This window comes from Halioglobus sp. HI00S01 (assembly GCF_001635445.1).
Taxonomy (GTDB): domain Bacteria; phylum Pseudomonadota; class Gammaproteobacteria; order Pseudomonadales; family Halieaceae; genus Halioglobus; species Halioglobus japonicus.
Genome location: NZ_LWEE01000110.1, coordinates 340,545 through 361,043 on the forward strand (window position 1 = coordinate 340,545; position 20,499 = coordinate 361,043).

The following is a 20,499-nucleotide window of genomic DNA, read 5'->3' on the forward strand; positions in this document are numbered from 1 at the left end:
ACCGCCGAAACAGTGCCTCTTTGGTTGGCACAGTTTATGCTTTTCGAATAGCGAGCCAGGGCCTGTGCCCGGGCTCACACCATTGAAGTCTCCATCCATGTGTGTTCGCGCCCCGATTCCGGCCCCCGGGCTGGATCGGGGCGCTCTTTTGTGGCTCCATTGTGGCGCGCGCGCCCNAAAATTCACCACCCGCCGCGACGAGGAATCGCCAGCGATGCCCCCCGAGCAAATCCATCTGGTTAAAACCGCCTTGGCGGCAATGACGCCGATTGCCGAACAGGCGGCCGACACCTTTTACGCCAGACTGTTTGAACAAAACCCGCCGTACCGGGCACTGTTCACAGGCGACATGCGGGCCCAGGGCAAAATGCTCATAGCCATACTGAATACGACAGTCATGTCGATTGATCGGCGGGAGGCCGTTGTTCCCGCCATCCAGGCGCTGGGGAAACGACATGTAGGCTATGGTGTTACCGCAGCAGACTACGACGCCGTCGGCGAGGCGCTACTGTGGACCCTGGCGCGATGGCTGGGAGAGGCGTTTACACCGGACACAAGAACCGCCTGGACCACCACCTACTCCGTGCTGGCCGACACCATGAACGAGGCCGCCGCCCGGACCGACTAAGCTCCACATCCGCGATCCCCACTGCAGCGCGTGCATCGACTGCTAAACTCAGGCGATAACAACAGCACAAGAAGTGCACGCTCATGACCGGCATCCCCCTTTCAACCTGGGCCGTCATTGCAGAAATTATCGGCGCCAGCAGCATCCTCACCGGCCTGATTGTCGGCCTGTTCCAGATACGCCAGTTTCGCATCCAGCAGCGCGACGCGGTGGCGATCAACCTGGCACAAACCTTCTACAGCCCGGATCTCCCCCGCGCGATCGGATTGCTTCAGCCACTGCCCGACGGTATTTCACTGAATGAGCTTCGCGCCCGGGGGCCTGAGTATGAGCATGCGACCATCACGGTGTGTACCTCCTTCGAAACCATAGGCCTGCTGGTGCACCAGGGTATTGCCCCCATGCAACTGCTGCTCGATCTGGCCGGCGGCATTGTATCGACGATGAGCCGCAAGCTTGAACAGTGGCAGGAAGATTTCAGGGAGGAACAACAACAGCCTTCCTGGGGCGAGTGGTTTGAGTTGCTGGGCAATGAGGCTGCCCAGCACAAACACGTGGATTCGCCAGCGCATATTCGCTACGCCGGCAGCGCCAGTTAGAACATAAAGGTGAGATTGAGGGACGGGCCTTTGAACTGCATGTCAAAAGCTGTTTCCTTTCGACCCTGATCGCGCTCGACGTCAACGTCTGTGTACTGGTAGCCCGCCGCAAGCCCCCAACGATCGCCGAAGGCATAGTGCAAGCGCCAGTGCAAATAAGTAAAAGAGCCGCTCCACTCGCCGACGTTGGCACTCATCCAACCCAGAGTCGCAAATGTTGAGAGCTTGTCATTAAAGGCATAGAACGCGGAACCCCGGATATTGGGCAGTGGGGCCAATAACTCACCACTGGAGCTGCTACCACGCACCTCGTTGTCTCCCACAAAAACACGCCTATCGACACTGACATCCGTGTCAAAGGCATGCACACCAAATCCCAGCGAGAGCTCGGCCTGGTCGGTGGTGTAGCAGTTGTACATCAGATCGATAAAGTAGATAACCACCCCGAGCTCGGAGTCCACATCTATGCCCGCGGGAAACTCGACGCCGCCGAAGTTGATATCGCGGGCCAGTCTGAGATCGCCCTCACTCTGAAAGGTCTGGGCGGCAGCTACCAGGCACCACTTGTGATTCAGCCGATGGCGCCACTCGGCATAGTACGAGGTATATTCTGTATCAAGCCCCAGCTAGCCGAGCTCGATTTCCTGCTCTGGCAGCGGGTCGACCGTCGCGCGAATCGTGGCGTCGGCCTCCTGCCAGGCCGTCCCCAACACCAGGACATTTTTCTGTTCGAGGTAGGGGTGTTTAGCGGTGGGTTCGCTGTCGGCAACAACCGATGGGGCAACGAGGGCCAGCCCCAGTAGCACGGTGGACGCGAGGCGGTGCATTGGATTTCCTTGGGATAATGAGATGGCTGAGTATTAAGACAAGCACCCTGATTGTCGCCCGAACTACAACATGGCGAGGGCAATAAGTGCCACTCCGGCGAATGCCTGAACCAGCAGCACCAGATAGGCGATATAAATAAAGAAGCTCTTGGCTATTGCTCCCTTCACGCTGGAGTCATAACAGGTGCGCAAAGCCAGAGGGAGGTAAGCCACCAACCAGAGCGCCAGCCAGCCGTCGATTTCAATACCACCATAACCGATTAGCTGATCAACCAAATAGAGCAGATAGACAAAGCTGTGGTAGTGGAGGGCAAACACCAGGTGCTGCAAGTAGTGAAACGGCGAGGCCAGATAGGCCAGCAGCATCAGGAAGGCAAACAAAGGCAACAGAATGAACATCATCTGCGGCAGGAAGCTCACCATATCTTCAATGAATTCGCTGGGATCGTCGTTCAGTTGCCGGGCATTGCCTTCCAGCCTCGCCTGCAGGTCTTGCATCCACTGCGGGCTCTGTTCATCGGCAATGCCGATGCTCACCTCCGGTTCGGCGCCGTCCTCGCCAACAAACGCATTGGCCACGTCATTGGGGTCAAAGGCGACTACTTCGCCGCTTTCGTCCACCACCTCCACGCCGTTCCCTGACTCCAGGGCATTGGAGGCATCGATAGCCATAACCAGGAACACAATGAAGCTGAACACAAGATACAGCCGCAGCGGTGGCAAATAGCGCGCTCGCCTGCCGGCGATAAACTCAGCGGTCAGGTACCCCGGCCGGAACAACAAAGACACCAGAGTGCGCCAGAAGCGGGAGTCCACGTCGGACACATCGCCGACAATTTCACCCGCCAGATCCATAAAGCGGCGATCTGCCCGGCCTTCGCGCTGGCCGCAATTGCTGCAGTACTCCCCGTCTACCTGATGGCCACAGTTGCGACAGCGCTGCTGCTCCAAGGTATTGGTCCTTATCCCTGTAAAAGAGTGAGCATATACAGCTATGGGGACTGGGGCTACTATGACTCTCAGTTACCAGCGGTTAACGAATGTGAAACTGTCAGCCTTCGGAAAAAAATTTGCCGGTGAGTCCGGCATCGTCGAGCTCATGGATGACCTCGGGTCAGCCCTGAACGAGAACCCCGCCATGATTTTCATGGGCGGCGGCAATCCCGGACGCCTGTTGCAGGTAGAGGCCGTATTCCAGCAACGCCTGGAAGACATCATGTCGGACCCGGCCCAACGTCACAGCCTGTTCGGCATTTACCAGTCACCCCAGGGCGATCGCGAGTTCCGCCAGCAGATGGCTGCCTATCTCAACAAGCAGTTCGGCTGGGCACTGGGGGAACAGAACATCGCCGTCAGCAACGGCAGCCAGGCGGCCTTTTTTGTGCTGTTCAATATGCTGGCTGGCACTATGCCCGACGGCAACCAGCGCACCATTCACCTGCCCCTGGCTCCGGAATACATCGGCTATGCTGATGCAGGCCTCAGCCACAACTTCTTTTCCGCCACTCGCCCCAGCATCGATCTACTCGAAGATAATCTGTTCAAGTATCGTGTTGATTTCTCGAGCCTTAGCCCTGGCCCAGAGGCAGGCGCCCTGTGCGTGTCGCGACCAACCAACCCCACCGGCAATGTATTGACCGACGAGGAAATCGCCCACCTGGACGAGATCGCCGCGGGTTGTGATATTCCACTGATTATCGACGGCGCCTACGGCCTGCCCTTCCCCAACATTCTGTTCGCCGACGCCCAGCCCCACTGGAACGACAATACGATTCTGGCCTTGAGCTTGTCCAAACTTGGCCTGCCCGGAGTACGCACTGGCATTGTCGTCGCCCGCGAGGATATTGTGCAGGCGTTCACCAACGCCAACACCATCGTCAGCCTGGCCTGCGGCACCCTCGGGCCGGCCCTGGCGAAACAACTCTTTGCCAGCGGGGAAATCGATTCCATCTCCAATCAGCTGATACGCCCGTTCTACAAGGAGCGCGCATCAGCAACCGTAGCCTGGTTCCGCCAGGCACTCGGTGACCTGCCCTTCCATATACACAAACCCGAGGGCGCTATTTTTCTGTGGCTCTGGTTTGAAGATCTGCCTGTGACCAGCCAGGCGCTCTACGAACGGCTTAAGCAACGCGGGGTGCTTATCGTCCCTGGACAAAACTTCTTCGTCGGCATCGACGACGAATGGCCACACCAGCACGAATGTATCCGCGTGTCTTATGCGCAGGATGCCGACGTGGTGCGCCGGGGCATCCACATCATCGCCGAGGAAGTCACACAGGCTTATTCGGAAGCTTAATACGCAGCGCCGCCGAACCTGTTCTATTATTCTGGATCCAAGCTGGCACAACCTTTCCTGAGGCTCCTCAATGTCACGTGTACTGTTATTCCTGATCGCTATTCCTCTCATACTGATATTGGCCGCGGCCATTCTGATCCCGATCATTCTCGACAAGGACCAGGTGCTCAGCATTGCCTCACAGAAGATCGAGGAACAAACCGGCGCCAGGCTCAGCGTGGGCGGCGAGGTGGATCTCAGCATCTTTCCCACCCTCGGCGTGAAGTTGGGACAAGTCGCCCTCGAAATGCCCGGCGAAGAGGAGACCAGCCTGGCGGCGCGAGAACTGGAAATCGGTGTGCAGTTCGTGCCACTGCTGTCCAATGAGGTGGTCGTAGATACGGTGTATCTGGATGGTGTGGCCGTCAAAACAGTGAGCGCCCCGGCTCCGGCACCCGTCAACACCAGTAAGTACAGCCGCGAGGAGCTGGAAGAATATTATGCCAAGCGCACGCGCGCCAAAGAAGAAGCCGGTCAGGTAGCCAGCACCCAGTCAACTATTGCCGTGCCCCTGGCACTCAATGTTGCCAGCCTGGTGGTGACGGACTCCCGCTTGGAAACGACAGAGGCTGGCGGTGACACCAGCGTGCTGGAAATCGTCGAACTGCGCGCCACCGACCTGAACCTCGACAACCGCCCCATCCCGCTATCGGCCACACTGCGCATGCCGGGCGACACCCCCATGACCGTCACCGCGAAAGGCGATATCGCCGTCGACCAGACCACCCAAATCGCCACCCTGACAGATATGGCCATTTCCGTGGAAGGCGCGCTGGCGGAGACCGTCGTACTGACCACATCCGGCAGCGTTGAGATCAACAACGAGATCGCCGACCTCACGCTCGATATGAGCATTGCTGACACCCGTGCCAACGGCAAGGTGCGCTACGCAAGCTTCGAAAGCCCGCAGATTGACGCCAAACTGAGTTTGAATGAATTCACCCCGGCGCTGCTGGCGCTAGCCGGCACCGATGCCGCTGCGGCAGAACAGACCAGCACCGACGAGCCCGCAGAGCCCGGCGATACGGCGATACCGGTTGAAGCCATTCGCGCCATGGATACCCGAGCCGCCCTTACCATCGACCGGGTGGAGTGGGACCCTCACGTGGTCACCAATCTCAAAGCCAAATTGCGTGTCATGAAAGGCACGGCCTACCTGTCCTCCGTTACCGGTGAGGTTCACGGTGGCAAACTGGACATGAAAGCCAGCCTCAATGCCAAGAACCCGGTGGCCCGAGTGAACACCGAAGGCAAGCTCACCAAAATCGATATTGCCCAGGTGCTTGAATCGGTGGAATCCCAACCGATTGCCACCGGCAAGGTCGACCTGGACTGGAAGCTTAACGGTCAGGGCAATGTGAGCTCTGCCGTTACCAACACCCTCAAGGGCCCCATTAACCTCACCGCGTCGGACACAGTACTCAAGGATATGAGCGTGGAACAAATGATGTGCGACGCCGTTGCCCTGGTGAATCAGGAGAGCCTCACCGCCACCTTCCCGACAGACACCCCGGTCGATACATTGTCGATCAAGATTCAAATGGCCAAGGGCCAGGCCAATCTTAAACCACTCAAGGCTGAGCTCAGTGAAATTTCCCTGAACGGCACCGGCTACTTCGCCCTGGAAACCATGAGTTTCGACGCAACCTTCAAGGCGCGGGTAAAACCGGGCCTGGAGAAAATCGACCCGGCCTGTCGGGTGAATGAACGAATTACCTCTGTGAAATGGCCGGTCAACTGCGCCGGTGATATCACCGGTGAGCCCGGCAACTGGTGTTCCGTAGACACCGGCGAAATCATCGCAGACCTCGCCGAGAACGAACTCAAACGCAAAGCCGCCAAAGAGGTGGAAGACCGCTTTGGCGAGGACGCCGGCAAACTATTGAAAGGGCTATTGGGTAACTAGGCCTAGTTGAGGACTTTATAACCCCGGCCCCGCAGGCATTGCTTAACCACCTGCACTTCCTCGCGGGAGCCCTCGCTGGCACCGCGAGCCGCGCCACTGACGGCGCCTGCACCGGCGCCGCGCTGGGCATCGCGACTGTTTCCCACAGCAGCACCGATCAGGCCACCCACGACCGCACCCGAGGCGGCGCCGCGGGCCGTCTTTTCGCCCGTTTTCACTTCGGATGAATAGCCCTGGCACTCGGCCAGATCCTGCTGGTACTTTGCCGGGTCCACACCCTTGCGGTCGACAATAATATCATCGGTCGTGGTACAGGCCGTCAGTCCTGCCACAATCATCAACGCCAGGCACTTGTTCATCTCATCGCTCCGACTCATGTATTCAGTCAGCGTAACATCTGCCGGCCGCCAGTCTGTAAAAACTTGTAAAGCACGCTCGAAGCTCAGCTGAGTCAGTTGTGACTGCGCTGCAACTTCTGGCGAATATGTTCGCCCGCCGTAATGGGCGGATAGGTAACGCCTTCCGACTCATCAACACACTGGGGCAGCACTTCAATCAACGTCTGGGAATCAGGATCGACAAAGAACGCCACCGAGTAGCGGTCCTGGGTGCCGGTCATGGGCTTTACGCGGTGCTCTGTAGAACGAAAATGGCCATTGGTCCAACGATGCATCAAGTCACCGGTATTGATCACCACCGACCCGGGAATGCTTGGCACCGGAATCCACTGCCCATTCCCGTCTCGCACTTCCAGCCCACCGACACCGCTTTGGAATAATAGAGTGAGAATGCCGTAGTCCGTGTGAGCCCCGGCACCGAGTTGCTCACCCCCATCGGCCACCTGCTGTCCCCTGGGATAGAACAGCAGTCGCAATGCGACGTTCTCCCCTCCCACCGTGGCACTGAAAAAGTCTTCAGGCAGTTCAAAGACCCGGGCCATGAGCCGCATAATCCGAGTGGCGGCGCCCAGGCACTCATTATAGAAGTTCTGCGCTGTGCTACGGAACGCTTCAGAGGGCCAACGATCTTCACCCAGGTCACTGCCAGGCGCGAGACGCAGAGTAAAGGTTTCCTTCAGGTCCCCTGGCTTACCTGGCTCCAGGCTCTCCATGCCCACGCCCTGATAGCCAAAATTTTCGCTGGCATTGCGATATAGATATTGATGTTTGTAATCTGTATCGCGCTCAAAGAACTGGCTGCTGACCCGAAAGATCGCATCAATGATTTCAGTGAGTATGCCAATGTTAGTGACCGTCATGAACCCCACTTCCCCCATGGCATACGCCAACTGTGCGGCTAGTTCCTCGTCGCTCCCAGATGAAAAATCGATGAGCGGAATTTCCACTATTAATACCCCGGGTTTTTTCCAGAAACGCTGACTAAAATGAAATCACAGGCGACATCGGCAGGGACGGCCTGAACAAGGCGTCGAAGCTGCCAACCGAGTTAGTCAGTCGGATGAATACCTACCCCTTTGAGGATGACACTGACAAGAGTCTGCGCCGCGGCATCAAACTCCCAGTCACCCAACGATTTAACTCCCAGCGCGGCGCCAATCTGTGCCTCGAAATCAGCGTAATGCTGGGTTGAGCTCCAGATCAGAAACATCAGGTGAGCGGGGTCTATGGAGTCCATCTTGCCCTGCTCGGCCCACTCCTGGAACACCTTCACCTTGCGCTCAAACCAGGGCCTGTAGCCGCGCTCAAAGTAAGTCTCCAGACGAGGCGCACCGGACAGTATTTCCTTGGCAAAAATGCGTGAGTCCAAGGGATATCGTCGTGAAAACATCAATTTGCGTTGTATATACTCTGTCAGCGCCGCGGCCGGCTCATCGGTTGGTTCAAGATCGTTCAGTGCATCGTCCCATAAATCCACAATGCCACTTAGTATGTCACCGTATAGCGCCAGCTTGCTGTCAAAGTAATAGTGAATATTCGGGCGCGGCAGGCCTGCGCGCTTTGCGATGGAATCAATTGTCGCGCCATCATATCCTTTAAGCGCGAACTCCTCCTTGGCGGCATTGACAATCAACTCTTCATTCTTACGTCTGATTCGGCCGGTGGATTTCCGCCCTTCGTGAGACGGCAGCTCCAACACCATCTCCGCCGGAGACTTTTTCATACTTCTACCTCAATAACTGCGCCGACATTTTCTGGAATGATCAAGCTAAGTGTAATTGCTGTCAGGCCCGCAGTGGCCGCCGCGGAACTGAAAATATTCTGAAACAGGAGTGGTGTCTGGGCAAATACCTCAGGCACCAGCGCAAGACCCAGCCCCAGGCCAAACGACACCGCAATAATAATCACCTTGCGCCGATCCAGCTCTTCGGTGGCCAAGATTTTAATACCGGCAACAGCCACGGTACCGAACATCACCAGCGTTGCTCCACCGAGCACCGGTTTGGGAATACTTAACAGGAAATCGCCTACTCCTTGAAACAAGCCCAATACCACCAGAATCCCCGCGACATACATGCCCACATAACGGCTGGCAATGCCGGTGAGCTGGATGACACCGGTATTCTGACTGAACGTGGTATTGGGAAAGCTATTCAGCACCGCAGCAATCAACGAGTTCACACCATCGCCCAGAACCCCGTTGCGAATTCTGCGGATATACCCTTCACCCTCAATAGGCTGGTTCGAGATAACGCAGTTGGCCGTCAGGTCGCCGGTGGTCTCCACTGAGCTAATAATGTAAATCACCGCCAGCGGAATAAATGCTGCCAGCTCAAAACTGAAGCCATATTTGAACGGCTGTGGCACGGCGATTTCGGCTGACATGCCCAGATCTTGCAGGGCCAGTTCACCCAGCACCAGCGCTGCGACCAGGCCGGCCAGCAACCCCAGAATAACCGACGACAATCGCACCCAGTTATTACTGGAGGCGTTGAGTGCAACAATAACGATAATCACGAAGAAGCCCAGGCCAAGGTTGATCGGTGCGCCAAAGTCCTCAGCATTGGCGCCACCGGCAAGATCGGTCATTCCCACCTTGATAAGGCTGATACCAATACTCGTAATAACAATACCGGTCACCAGTGGCGTTACTATACGCCTCAGGTAGGGGATGATCTGGCTCAGGCCAATCTGGATAAATGCGCCCACAAAACACATGCCGGTAATCAGCGCCAGAATATCAGCGCTACTACCACCCCGGTCCTTCACCATGAAGCCCGCACTCAGAATCGCCCCTAGAAAAGCGAAACTGGTGCCTTGAATACACAACATACCTGCGCCGATTCCCAGCGGTCGATAGGCCTGAATAAACGTGCCGATGCCCGAGGCCAGCAACGCCATGCTGATAAGGTAAGGCACTTCCTCCTGCAGCCCGAGAATATTGCCGATAATCAGGGTGGGAGTCACAACGCCCACGAACGAGGCCAATAAATGCTGCAACGCGGCAAAGCTCGCCTCCGGCACCGGCGGTTTGTCGTCCAGGCGATAAATGAGTTCCGAGGAGAGTGGAGCTGTCATGGGTAGCGCATTCCTGATTATTCTGAGTGTATCGGGGTTCATTGCCCGGTGTTAGCCTGAACACAACGCAGGATATATGCCAGAACCGCGTATGCCGCTCCACGCCTGACGTCCCGCGATCATAGGCACACCAAACCTGACTATATCGTCAAGAAATGCACTATTAAAGTGCGTGAGCGCACCAAAATCAATCACACCTCCGGATCACGATCCCGCTAGCATCGCCCTAGATCCATGCCACGCATGGCCGAACGATGCATAATTACCGTAGTTACTCTCGAGATTTAAGCGGCAAATGATTTTCCTGACAGCTTCGTCAAAAAAGTGGCACGGACATTGCTTTATTCCCCAGCGATAGATCAGCACCGATTTAACACACTGCTCATTTAAGCGTTAAACATTGCAAGGGGACCCCTATGTCAACAGAGAAAAAAGTACTCATGAAGCCGCTCGCTTCAGCTGTCATGCTGGCGCTGGGAGGACTGACACTCTCGGGAGGCGCAATAGCCCAGGAAGAGACACAACTCGAAGAAGTGGTCGTCACCGCCAAAGGCGACTACTTCAGCATTCTTCCCGACCAGCCTACTGACAGTGCCTTCGGCCTGAATATGTCGCTAGTGGATACACCGCGTTCCGTTTCGGAGGTACGTGAAGACCTGATTTCCAAATTTGCACTGCGCAGCGTAGATGACCTAGTGCGCCTCACCCCGGGAGCATTCACGAGCTCCTTCTTCGGGATTAAGGGTGCTATGGATATCCGCGGTGAACCGGCTGACAACTACTTTCGTGGCTTTCGTCGGGTAGCGAATCCCGGGGCGTTCAATACTATTGTGCGGGGCGCTGAAAGACTGGAAATCCTCCGCGGTCCGGTATCCCCCCTTTACGGGACGGGCAGTGTGGGCGGCCAGCTGAACTATATTCCCAAGTCGGCTAAGGTAGAGGGTAACAAGTACATCAGTGGCCCCGGCGGTTCGATCGGCGTCACGCTTGGGTCTTACGACCAGCAAATCATTACCGGCGAGTTCGCTATGCCCTTCACCCTGGGTGACAGCGAAGGTGGCTTCCAGCTATTTGTGGAGGTAGAAGACTCCGAATCCTATTTTGAGCTGTACGAACCCAGCAGCGAATTGGTACAGGCCGCTTTCGACATCGACATTTCCGACGCTACCAAGTTGGAATTCGGTGTTCAGTATCAAGAAACAGATAGCATCCAGGTGCCGGGCTGGACACGCGTGACACAGGAACTGATCGACGACGGCACTTACATCACGGGCGCCGCGCCGTTCCGCAACGTCAATGGCGGCATTGATCTGCGCCCCAATGAATCCGGATTTATCTCCAGCGCTGCCGGCATCGGTATTAACGATTCGTTTTCCGGTGTCGGCACGTTCTGTGTGCCCGACCTGGGATTCAATCAAGCGACCTACAACGGCGTCGCACTCACCTGCTTTGGCGGCAATGACACGCCCTGGGTATCACCACTGGCCAATCCCGGTGTGGGATCCATTGACCACGACGACACCTTTATTGATCCAGAAGACTATGCCGACACCACTGCCATCACCGCGTACTTCGATGTAACCCACGAATTCGACAACGAGATGGTATGGAAGAACCAGTTCTTCTACGACTACCTGGATCATACCAAGTACCAGAGTTGGGGCTTTACCGCACTTTATCCGGACGCAAAAATCTACGAATTCCGCTCCAGCCTGAACTTCACGTGGGAGACCGGCAACCTGACGTTCGATAATGTCGTTGGCGCCAACTTCCGCCGCGAAGACCTGGAAAAGAATCATGCGTTCTTCGACGAAACATTCGACTTCCGTGACATGACGGTAGGTGCCACCCCCGATGACCGTATTGCACCAGCAGTGGAAGATCCGTTTGTCGGCGTCACGTTTGAAACCGACGAAAACGGCAACAATACGGGCATCGCATCCGGCGACCCCGGCCGTAACTATAACGAGAGTCAGATCTCGGTGGTGGACAATCTCGGCTTCTTCTTCCTGTCAAATATCAGCTATGGCAACCTGAACCTCCTGCTCGGTGCTCGCTACGACGAGTTCGAAATCGAGTCGGAGGAAGTGGCAGTCACGCTGCTCCAAAACCCCTTCTCCGACCTAGGCAAAGTGACTGACAGCGACGATTCCACCAGCTTCAACGCCAGTTTGTCGTACAACTTCGAATCGGGCTTTGTACCATACATCACCTACGCCGAAGCCGCCTCGCTGAGCGCCAACCAACTAGGCGGCATTATCCCGTCATCGGTAGATGCCGGCTTGTGGCTGCAGGACTCAGAGCTTACCGAGATCGGGGTGAAGTTCTCTGGCCTGGATGATCGGGTTTACGCGGCTCTAACCTATTATGATCAGGAGAAAGTCGAGCGGGCAGGCCAGACCAATGCCATCGTCAGCGTGTTCTCAGAAGGTTATGAATTGGAGGTACGTGGCGTCGTCACAGACAACCTGTCATTAATCGCCACAGCAACCCACACCGACACCACTGAAATCGGCAACACCTTTGTTGTCATCAACGGCGCGGAGTTCGCTGCTCAGAATGGGCTGGAAGCCTGGGAGGTATACGGTGGCCGTATTTCCGGTGACCGGGATACCTTCACCGGCGCAGGCACCGAACTTGATCGCGGCGGACTGCCAGACAACATCGTCAGCGTCGCAGCCTCTTGGAACCAGGAACTGTTCTCTGGCGACCTCACGGCGTCATTGGGTTTCACCTGGGTAGACGACACCTACACCGACGCGCTGCAGGCCATTAAGCTCCCCGACTACACCGTCTGGACGGGCTCCGTGGGTTACGTATACGACCGCTTCAGCGCATTGCTGCAGGTCAATAACCTGACCGACGAAGAATACTATACTTCGGCCGACCTGTTTGACTCTGTGGTAGTTAAACCGTCGGAGGGCCGCACCGTTTCAGTCACTCTCAGCTATGCGTTGGGTGACTTCTGACGCCAACAAGTTCCAAATCTTTGGGCGCCGAATGGCGCCCTTTTTTTCACCGGTAAGTCAATGACCATCACTTTGCCAACCGCAATTCATGTGCGACCATGACGATTTTTCAGGATCAAGTATGCTCGGCGCAAACAGCATCTGGATAAAACAACCCCTGGCTTGTTTCACAGCAGGCACGGACAATGCCGACGGCGGCGTGGTTATCCGCGACGGACGTATCGTCGAGCTACTTTCAGCCAATGAACAGCCAAGCGAGCCGGTCGATGAGGTCTTTGACGCTCGCGAACACGTCCTCCTGCCCGGCCTAATCAACACCCATCATCACTTCTACCAGACACTGACCAGAGCGCTGCCCTGCGCATTGGACAAAGAGCTGTTTGACTGGCTGAAGAGTCTGTACCCAGTATGGGCTGGCCTGACCCCGGATATGCTTTATAGCGGCACCCAGATTGCACTGGCTGAGCTATTGCTGTCCGGCTGCACCACTGCTGCAGACCACCACTATCTATTCCCGACCGGCATGGAAGAGGCCATCGACATCCAGGTGGAAGCGCGAGAAAAAATCGGTTCGCGAGTCACGCTGACCCGCGGATCAATGTCGTTAGGTGAAGACGATGGCGGCCTTCCACCGCAAACGACTGTTCAGGACGAGGAGGTCATTCTGCGCGACTCGGAAAGGCTGGTTAACCGCTATCACGAGCGTGGCGACGGAGCGTTTGTACAGATCGCGCTCGCGCCCTGTTCGCCGTTCTCGGTCAGCGAAGAACTGATGCGAGACTCCGCAGCATTGGCCAACGAACTCGATATTCAATTGCACACACATCTGGCGGAGACTCTCGACGAGGAGGCTTTCTGTCTGGAGCGTTTCGGTTGTCGCACCGTCGACTACCTGGAACGTGTTGGCTGGCTACAACCGCGCACCTGGCTGGCCCATGGCATCCATTTCAACGACGCTGAAATTCAGCGTCTGGGTGCTGCAGGTGTCGGGGTTGCCCACTGCCCAGGCTCTAACATGATGCTCGCCTCGGGAATATGTCGCAATCTGGAACTCGAGGCGGCAGGCGTCAACATTGGCCTGGCGGTCGACGGTTCAGCCTCCAACGACAGCAGCAATATGATCGTAGAGGCGCGTATGGCCATGTATATTCAGCGCTTGCGCTACGGCTCTGCAGCGGTCAGTCACCGCGATGCATTACGCTGGGCCACCAGTGGCTCTGCCGCTGTCCTGGGACGTGAGGATATTGGGCAGATTGCCGTGGGCAAGCAGGCCGACTTCGCGTTATTCCGACGCGACGACATCTCATTTGCAGGCAGTCATGACCCCCTCGCCGCGCTGCTGTTGTGTAACGCTCAGCGAGCTGACCGAGTCATGATCGGCGGCCACTGGCGCGTGATCGACGGTGCCATTCCCGGCCTGGATCTGCCTCGACTCATTGCCAGACAACACGAACAAGCTGCCGCGCTCGTCGCGCGACTGCACTGAATACAGGAAACGCGGACCCCTTCATGAATGCACTCCTTGAACGACTGTTCAGGCTTGGTGAACACAACACGCGAGTAACAACCGAGATCACCGCCGGCCTCACTACTTTTATCACCATGGCCTATATCATTTTCGTCAATCCACAGATGATGGCTTCAGCCGGCATGGACCAGGGGGCTAGTTTTGCTGCGACCTGTCTGGCAGCCGCTATCGCCTGTATCGTCATGGGCCTTTACGCCAACTGGCCCGTCGGGCTGGCCCCCGGGATGGGACTTAACGCCTTCTTCACCTACACAATTGTCGGTGAGATGGGCTATAGCTGGCAGGTAGCCCTCGGCGCAGTATTCATTGCCGGCATCCTGTTTTTCATCATGAGTGTTACCCGCCTGCGGGCCTGGATGCTGGAGAGCATTCCCATGGATCTGCGCATCGCCATGGGCGCAGGTGTTGGCCTGTTCATTGGTTTCATCGGCCTGCGCAGCGGCGGTCTCGTGGTGGACAATCCCGCCACACTGCTCTCGCTGGGTGACTTCACTCAGCCGGAGACCCTGCTGGCCGGCATCGGTTTTATACTGATAGCCGCTCTCTCAGTTCGCCAGGTGCCTGGCGCGATTATGATCGGAATATTAACGGTGACGCTGCTGGGACTGGCCACCGGATTGGTGACTTACAGCGGATTCATCGCCCCCCCGCCGGATATGAGCCCCTTACTGTTCGAGCTGGATATCCTCGGCGCACTCGATATAGCCATGGTCAGCGTGATTATCGCCATCCTGTTCGTCAATCTGTTCGATACATCGGGAACACTGATGGGCGTCGCAACCCGCGCCGGTCTCGTCAATGACCAGGGCGAAATCAAGAACATTGACCGCGCACTCAAGGCCGACAGCGGCGCCAGCGTGGCAGGCGCCTTTCTTGGCTGTGCGCCGGTGACCAGCTACGTCGAGAGCGCAGCAGGCGTGGCCGCGGGCGGTCGCACCGGCCTCACGGCGATCACGGTAGGCGCGCTATTCCTGTTGGCAATGTTCTTCGCACCCCTGGCAGGTATGGTCCCCGCCTTTGCCACCGCCGGCGCGCTCGTGTATGTAGCGCTACTAATGCTTTCGGGCCTCAAGGGCCTGAACTGGGACGACGCCACCGAGCTTTTACCTGCACTACTCACCACAATCATGATTCCGCTGTCATTCTCAATTGCCAATGGCATTGCCGTAGGCTTTATTACTTATGTGGCAGTAAAGGTCATTGTTGGCAGAACCGACGAGGTCAGCTTCGGCGCCTGGTTCCTGGCAGCTATATTTCTGGCCAAATTCGCCTTCGTCTAGGGGCTACGCGCCTTGCTCAGGCGCTAAAAGAGCGCAGCGTCGCACCGGATTGGGGCACACTGTCGGCATAAAAGCTGACACTTATGTCAGAAATATTTGGCCTGCGGTTAAATTGTGCCCTGAACCGAGCCAATCTTTACGAATATGGTCCCATAGTGGCTGACAACTGTCAGGCGGGCACGAAATTTGCTATTATTCCTGACACTTGTGTTAACTTTTTACAGAGCCTCTCGTGATTACATTTTTACTCAATTCGATCGAGCATCGAATTGACGACATAGACCCCAACACCACCGTGCTGGACTACCTGCGTGACCACCTGGGTCGCACCGGCACCAAGGAGGGCTGCGCCTCTGGCGATTGCGGTGCATGCACCGTGGTGGTCGCGCGAGTATCGGCGGATAATCAACTGCAGTACCGCAGCATCAACGCCTGCATTACGCCGATTGGCAGCCTCCACGGCCAGCAGCTGCTCACTGTCGAGGACCTGGCAGCAGATGGCGATCTTCACCCTGCGCAAGAGGCCATGGTGGAGTGCCATGGATCACAGTGCGGCTTCTGTACGCCTGGCTTCGTCATGTCGCTATACGCCCATTATCAGAACCACGCGCAACCGGATCGGCAGGAAATTCTCGAATCCCTTGGCGGCAACCTGTGCCGCTGCACCGGCTACCGCCCCATCTTGGATGCTGCTGTGGCTATGTACGATCCGGCTCTCGAGGCAACGCATGACCAGCCCCCCCACAATGTCAGAGGGACACTCGCGGCAATGGCGCAAGTCCCTGCGGACCTGCAGGGAGACAATCATCGCTATTTCGCCCCACAATCGTCGGCTGAACTGGCAGCGCTCTACCTACAGCACCCCGATGCCCGACTGGTGGCAGGTGCCACGGACCTCAGCCTGGAGTTGACCCAATCACTGGCAACGATCACCACGCTCATTCATACCGGGCGCGCCACGGACCTGACCGACATACAAGAGACTTCGAACCACCTCGACATTGGCGCAGCGGTCACTTACAGCGACAGTGCACCTCTGTTGCTGCATCAGTGGCCAGAATTGCACGAATTACTGGAGCGACTGGGCTCCAAACAGATTCGCAATCAGGGCACCATTGGCGGCAACATCGGCAACGCCTCGCCGATTGGCGACATGCCGCCTGTGCTGCTGGCGCTGAATGCCAGCGTAATCCTGCGCTGTGGGGAGCAACGCAGGTCAGTGCCGCTCGATACCTTTTTTGTAGGCTATCGGCGGACTGTGCTAGGCAAAGGCGAATTCATTGAGCGCATTCATGTGCCGCGGCGACACGCAAGCACTCTGTTTCGCGCCTACAAGATCAGCAAGCGTATCGACGACGATATTTCTACGGTGTGTGGAGCATTTGCCCTGGACATGGACGGCGACCGCGTGACCAGCGCGCGTATTGCCTACGGCGGCATGGCAGAGATACCCCGGCGTGCGCACTACTGCGAAGACGCGCTGCGTGACAAGCCATTAACAGAAACGACAATAAATGCAGCTGTGGCAGCGCTGGCGGAAGATTTCTGCCCAATCTCCGATTTTCGCGCCAGCGCAGACTACCGTATGCAGGTTGCTGGCAACCTGCTGCGACGGCTGCAACTTTCGCACAACCTGCCGGCCCAGCAACTACAGGTAACCCACTATGCGTAGGCTGCCACAGGCCCGCAACTCCCGCGCTACCGCCGGGCTCGCGGGCCATCCGCTGCGCCACGAAAGCGCCGTAGGTCACGTAACCGGTCAGGCCAGCTATGTGGACGATCGCCGTGGCCCCGCAGACACACTCTATGCCTATCCAGGTCTGTCGAGCATTGCCCGCGGCAACATCATCAGCATGGACCTGAGCGCCGTGCAATGCGCTCCGGGCGTAGTCGATGTCATCACCTCAAATGATATTCCCGGCCACCGTGATATCGGTGCGGTATTCCCTGGCGATCCATTATTGGCCGATGGTGAAGTCCTGTTCTATGGCCAGGTACTATTCGTCGTGGTCGCTAACAGTCAGCTTGCAGCACGCCGGGCAGCGCGACTGGCACAAGTGGAATACGCCCCCATCGACAGCCACCTCGATGTCGAGGAGGCTCTGGCGGAGGCATATTTCGTTCGCCCCACCCACCGCCAGAGCAGAGGCGACCTTGACCGTGCCCAAGCTACTGCCGACAAACAACTGACTGGCGAGTTTCACAGTGGCGGCCAGGAACAAATGTACCTCGAGGGCCAAGCAGCTATGGCGGTGCCCCAGGATGATGGCGGCATGCTGGTATACGCCTCCACCCAACACCCCTCCGAAGGACAGAAGCTGGTTGCCGAAGTACTGAATCTGCCAATGAGCAAAGTCACGGTAGACGTGCGCCGCATGGGAGGAGCGTTTGGTGGCAAGGAGACCAATGCCAACCAGTGGTCGTGCATCGCCGCACTAGCGGCACACCGTAGCGGGCGCTCCGTGAAACTTCGACTTGCCCGGGCTGACGACTTCGCTGCCACCGGCAAACGTCATCCGTTCTTCAGCCGCTATCAGGTAGCGTTCGACAATGATGGCACGATCAAAGGCCTGGATCTGGAACTGGCAGGCAACTGCGGCATGTCGCCCGACCTTTCTGACGCCATTGTCGACCGGGCAATGTTTCACGCGGACAACTGCTATTTCCTGCCAGCAGCCGATATCCGCGGCCACCGGGTGCGCACCGATACCGTATCGCACACCGCGTTTCGTGGCTTTGGCGGCCCCCAGGGCATGCTCGCCATGGAAAACATCATTGAGCAAGTGGCCACGGCCACCGGCCTGGACCCGCTGGATGTTCGCAAGCGCAATTTTTATAGCGCCGAAGACGGCCGTGACACCACGCACTACGGGCAAAAAATTGAACAGCACATCATAGGACCACTGGTCGAGCGGCTTGAAAACACCGCCAATTATCGGGCGCGCCGCCAGGAAATCAGCGCGTTTAATGCGCAAAGCCCAGTACTCAAGCGAGGTCTGGCACTCACTCCTGTCAAATTCGGGATCTCGTTTACCGTCCAGCATCTCAACCAGGCGGGTGCGCTACTCCATGTATACACCGATGGCAGCATCCAGCTGAATCATGGCGGCACAGAAATGGGACAGGGCCTGTACACCAAGGTCGCGCAAATTGTCGCCAGCGAACTGCAGGTGGATATGTCGCGGATCACCTGCACCTCGACCCGTACCGACAAAGTACCCAACACGTCGCCCACGGCCGCCTCTTCGGGCAGCGACCTCAATGGCATGGCGGCGCGTGACGCTGCCCGCAAAATCAAGTCGCGCCTGACGACATTCGCTGCCGGGCATTTCGGTGTCAGCGAAAGTGAAATCGTATTCGAACAGGGCGAGGTCAAAGCAGGTCAGGAGTCGATAAGTTTCGCTGACCTGGCGCAACTGGCTTACCTGCAGCGCATATCGCTATCTGCAACCGGTTTTTACAAGACTCCCAAGATTCACTACAACCGTGACATGGCTAACGGCCGTCCGTTTTTTTACTATGCGTATGGCGCAGCCGTGTCCGAGGTCGTCGTGGACACATTAACCGGCGAGTACCGTTTACTGCAGGCCGATATCTGCCAGGACGTTGGGCAGTCACTTAACCCCGCTCTGGACATCGGCCAGATTGAAGGTGGCTTCATCCAGGGTATGGGCTGGCTGACGTCAGAGGAACTGATCTGGGGCGAAGACGGACGGTTACAAACGGCAGGCCCGGCCAGCTACAAAATTCCTGCGATAAGCGACACGCCCGCGACCCTCAATGTAGAGCTGCTACCCGATAGCCCAAATACTGAAGCCACCATTTTTCACTCCAAGGCCGTAGGCGAGCCACCGCTGATGCTCGGCATTTCCGTCTGGGCAGCAATTAGGGACGCGATTGGCAGTCTCGCAGATCATCGGGCGTCGCCTGCGCTCAACGCGCCTGCCACACCAGAACGCGTGCTGCTGGCCTGTGCAGACATGCAGAAATTCATGGAGCGTCAGACATGACCCGACTCAATACCCACACCCATTGGGCGGATGCAGCGCAGGCACTGGAAACGCGCGGAGATGCCTATGTCATTGTGACCGTACTTGGCACCAAAGGGTCTACACCGCGCGCAACGACCACCAAAATGGTGATCAGCAAGGACGATCGGTTCGGCACTATCGGTGGCGGCCACCTGGAACATCGCGCCAGCCACATCGCAGCTGAAATGATTGGCAGCGACGATCAGCGCATCGAATATTTTCCCCTGGGCCCATCGCTAGGTCAGTGCTGCGGTGGCAGTGCCAGCCTGCTGTTTGAAAGCTTTGCCGGGGCCAAACTGAATATTGCTCTGTTTGGCGCAGGGCACGTAGGCCGCACCCTCGCCCCCCTGCTGAAACAAATGCCCTGTCGTCTGCACTGGTTTGACAGTCGTGAAGACTTCGAAGACGCCCACGACGAGTACACACCTATTCACTGCAGCGAAGACCCCACAGACGCTGTCAAGGCGCTGCCAGCTGGTACCTGGTTCATCATCATGACCCACAACCACCAGCAGGATTACGCCATTCTGCGGGCCGCTCTACAACGCGGAGACGCCGGCTATATCGGGATGATCGGCTCGACTACAAAATGGCGCCGTTTTTGTATGCGCCTGGAGCACGAGGATATAACAGCCGACGCCTATGCAGGTGTGCACTGTCCAATAGGCCTGCAACAGGTACCAGGTAAGGAACCAGTGGAAGTTGCCGTTTCTGTAGCGGCACAGATTATTCAGCGATACCACCAGCACAACCTGCACTCGCAGGTGAAAGGCGTGGATAGACGCAGCCTGAAAGCGCTGGGAGTAACACTCCAGCACAACGTACTGGCGCAGGACGACTAACGCGTTCGCTCTGCTCAGAGAAAACCGCAATTGGCGCGAGCACTACCTGAACCTTTACACAGGTGGGCTCCAGCC

17 protein-coding genes are annotated in these 20,499 nt (G+C 57.1%); 10 read left to right on the forward strand and 7 right to left on the reverse strand.

All coding sequences use genetic code 11. The features are described 5' to 3' along the window. The first annotated feature begins 214 nt into the window (after positions 1 to 214). Together A3709_RS14370 and A3709_RS14375 are read left to right on the forward strand one after the other, a co-directional pair. On the forward strand, positions 215 to 628 hold the full coding sequence (locus A3709_RS14370) for a globin family protein (protein ID WP_066055900.1): 414 nt from the start codon (positions 215 to 217) through the stop codon (positions 626 to 628). Positions 629 to 711: 83 nt separating this feature from the next. Further along, entirely contained in the window at positions 712 to 1,227 is a 516-nt protein-coding gene (locus tag A3709_RS14375; RefSeq protein WP_066055903.1) for a hypothetical protein, read from the forward strand. Here A3709_RS14375 and A3709_RS14380 read toward each other — a convergent pair. The 3 genes from A3709_RS14380 to A3709_RS14390 form a co-directional block, all read right to left on the reverse strand. Then, a complete protein-coding gene (locus A3709_RS14380; protein ID WP_066055906.1) occupies positions 1,224 to 1,688 on the reverse strand; it encodes an outer membrane protein in 465 nt (154 codons plus the stop codon). The two genes, A3709_RS14375 and A3709_RS14380, sit on opposite strands and share 4 nt — an antisense overlap. Positions 1,689 to 1,853: 165 nt before the next feature. Then, the gene (locus A3709_RS14385; RefSeq protein WP_066055909.1) at positions 1,854 to 2,054 is read right to left on the reverse strand and encodes a hypothetical protein; all 201 of its coding nucleotides are present in this window, start codon (positions 2,052 to 2,054) and stop codon (positions 1,854 to 1,856) included. 63 nt (positions 2,055 to 2,117) lie between these two features. Continuing rightward, the gene (locus A3709_RS14390; RefSeq protein ID WP_066055912.1) at positions 2,118 to 3,005 is read right to left on the reverse strand and encodes a DUF3667 domain-containing protein; all 888 of its coding nucleotides are present in this window, start codon (positions 3,003 to 3,005) and stop codon (positions 2,118 to 2,120) included. 91 nt (positions 3,006 to 3,096) lie between these two features. Between A3709_RS14390 and A3709_RS14395 the strand changes: the two genes are divergently transcribed. Together A3709_RS14395 and A3709_RS14400 are read left to right on the forward strand one after the other, a co-directional pair. After that, a complete protein-coding gene (locus A3709_RS14395; protein ID WP_066056239.1) occupies positions 3,097 to 4,353 on the forward strand; it encodes a valine--pyruvate transaminase in 1,257 nt (418 codons plus the stop codon). Between the two features lie 70 nt (positions 4,354 to 4,423). Continuing rightward, on the forward strand, positions 4,424 to 6,298 hold the full coding sequence (locus tag A3709_RS14400) for an AsmA family protein (protein WP_066055915.1): 1,875 nt from the start codon (positions 4,424 to 4,426) through the stop codon (positions 6,296 to 6,298). Between the two features lie 2 nt (positions 6,299 to 6,300). Here A3709_RS14400 and A3709_RS14405 read toward each other — a convergent pair whose 3' ends face one another. From A3709_RS14405 to A3709_RS14420, 4 genes are all read right to left on the reverse strand, one after another. After that, positions 6,301 to 6,675 carry a YMGG-like glycine zipper-containing protein gene (locus A3709_RS14405; protein WP_197484198.1) on the reverse strand — a complete coding sequence of 125 codons (375 nt, stop codon included), beginning with the start codon at positions 6,673 to 6,675 and terminating at the stop codon, positions 6,301 to 6,303. Positions 6,676 to 6,749: 74 nt separating this feature from the next. Then, entirely contained in the window at positions 6,750 to 7,643 is an 894-nt protein-coding gene (locus A3709_RS14410; RefSeq protein ID WP_082850124.1) for an isopenicillin N synthase family oxygenase, read from the reverse strand. Between the two features lie 101 nt (positions 7,644 to 7,744). Then, a complete protein-coding gene (locus A3709_RS14415; RefSeq protein ID WP_219722777.1) occupies positions 7,745 to 8,419 on the reverse strand; it encodes a TetR/AcrR family transcriptional regulator in 675 nt (224 codons plus the stop codon). After that, positions 8,416 to 9,774, reverse strand: a complete 1,359-nt coding sequence (locus A3709_RS14420; RefSeq protein WP_066055925.1) for a uracil-xanthine permease family protein — start codon at positions 9,772 to 9,774, stop codon at positions 8,416 to 8,418. The genes A3709_RS14415 and A3709_RS14420 overlap by 4 nt, the downstream gene beginning before the upstream one ends. Before the next feature lie 416 nt (positions 9,775 to 10,190). Between A3709_RS14420 and A3709_RS14425 the strand changes: the two genes are divergently transcribed. The 6 genes from A3709_RS14425 to xdhC all read left to right on the forward strand — a co-directional run bounded on the left by A3709_RS14425 (position 10,191) and on the right by xdhC (position 20,424). Beyond that, entirely contained in the window at positions 10,191 to 12,743 is a 2,553-nt protein-coding gene (locus A3709_RS14425; RefSeq protein WP_066055928.1) for a TonB-dependent siderophore receptor, read from the forward strand. Positions 12,744 to 12,864: 121 nt separating this feature from the next. Further along, positions 12,865 to 14,229 carry an 8-oxoguanine deaminase gene (locus A3709_RS14430; RefSeq protein ID WP_066055931.1) on the forward strand — a complete coding sequence of 455 codons (1,365 nt, stop codon included), beginning with the start codon at positions 12,865 to 12,867 and terminating at the stop codon, positions 14,227 to 14,229. A 23-nt stretch (positions 14,230 to 14,252) separates the two neighbouring features. After that, on the forward strand, positions 14,253 to 15,551 hold the full coding sequence (locus A3709_RS14435; protein WP_066055934.1) for an NCS2 family permease: 1,299 nt from the start codon (positions 14,253 to 14,255) through the stop codon (positions 15,549 to 15,551). Between the two features lie 232 nt (positions 15,552 to 15,783). Continuing rightward, positions 15,784 to 17,223 carry a xanthine dehydrogenase small subunit gene (xdhA, locus tag A3709_RS14440; RefSeq protein ID WP_066055937.1) on the forward strand — a complete coding sequence of 480 codons (1,440 nt, stop codon included), beginning with the start codon at positions 15,784 to 15,786 and terminating at the stop codon, positions 17,221 to 17,223. After that, positions 17,216 to 19,561, forward strand: coding sequence for a xanthine dehydrogenase molybdopterin binding subunit (gene xdhB / locus A3709_RS14445; RefSeq protein WP_066055940.1), 2,346 nt, complete (start codon positions 17,216 to 17,218; stop codon positions 19,559 to 19,561). The genes xdhA and xdhB overlap by 8 nt, the downstream gene beginning before the upstream one ends. Next, complete coding sequence (gene xdhC, locus A3709_RS14450) at positions 19,558 to 20,424, forward strand: xanthine dehydrogenase accessory protein XdhC (RefSeq protein ID WP_066055943.1); 867 nt, start codon at positions 19,558 to 19,560, stop codon at positions 20,422 to 20,424. Before xdhB ends, xdhC begins: the two co-directional genes overlap by 4 nt. The last annotated feature ends 75 nt before the right edge of the window (positions 20,425 to 20,499 follow it).

Excerpts from the sequence above, each read along its gene's own strand:
- A3709_RS14370 (WP_066055900.1), top strand. The coding sequence starts at position 215 with ATGCCCCCCGAGCAAATCCATCTGGTTAAAACCGCCTTGGCGGCAATG.
- A3709_RS14375 (WP_066055903.1), top strand. The coding sequence starts at position 712 with ATGACCGGCATCCCCCTTTCAACCTGGGCCGTCATTGCAGAAATTATC.
- A3709_RS14385 (WP_066055909.1), bottom strand. The coding sequence starts at position 2,054 with ATGCACCGCCTCGCGTCCACCGTGCTACTGGGGCTGGCCCTCGTTGCC.
- A3709_RS14400 (WP_066055915.1), top strand. The coding sequence starts at position 4,424 with ATGTCACGTGTACTGTTATTCCTGATCGCTATTCCTCTCATACTGATA.
- A3709_RS14405 (WP_197484198.1), bottom strand. The coding sequence starts at position 6,675 with ATGAGTCGGAGCGATGAGATGAACAAGTGCCTGGCGTTGATGATTGTG.
- A3709_RS14415 (WP_219722777.1), bottom strand. The coding sequence starts at position 8,419 with ATGAAAAAGTCTCCGGCGGAGATGGTGTTGGAGCTGCCGTCTCACGAA.
- A3709_RS14420 (WP_066055925.1), bottom strand. The coding sequence starts at position 9,774 with ATGACAGCTCCACTCTCCTCGGAACTCATTTATCGCCTGGACGACAAA.
- A3709_RS14425 (WP_066055928.1), top strand. The coding sequence starts at position 10,191 with ATGTCAACAGAGAAAAAAGTACTCATGAAGCCGCTCGCTTCAGCTGTC.
- A3709_RS14430 (WP_066055931.1), top strand. The coding sequence starts at position 12,865 with ATGCTCGGCGCAAACAGCATCTGGATAAAACAACCCCTGGCTTGTTTC.
- A3709_RS14435 (WP_066055934.1), top strand. The coding sequence starts at position 14,253 with ATGAATGCACTCCTTGAACGACTGTTCAGGCTTGGTGAACACAACACG.
- xdhB (WP_066055940.1), top strand. The coding sequence starts at position 17,216 with ATGCGTAGGCTGCCACAGGCCCGCAACTCCCGCGCTACCGCCGGGCTC.
- xdhC (WP_066055943.1), top strand. The coding sequence starts at position 19,558 with ATGACCCGACTCAATACCCACACCCATTGGGCGGATGCAGCGCAGGCA.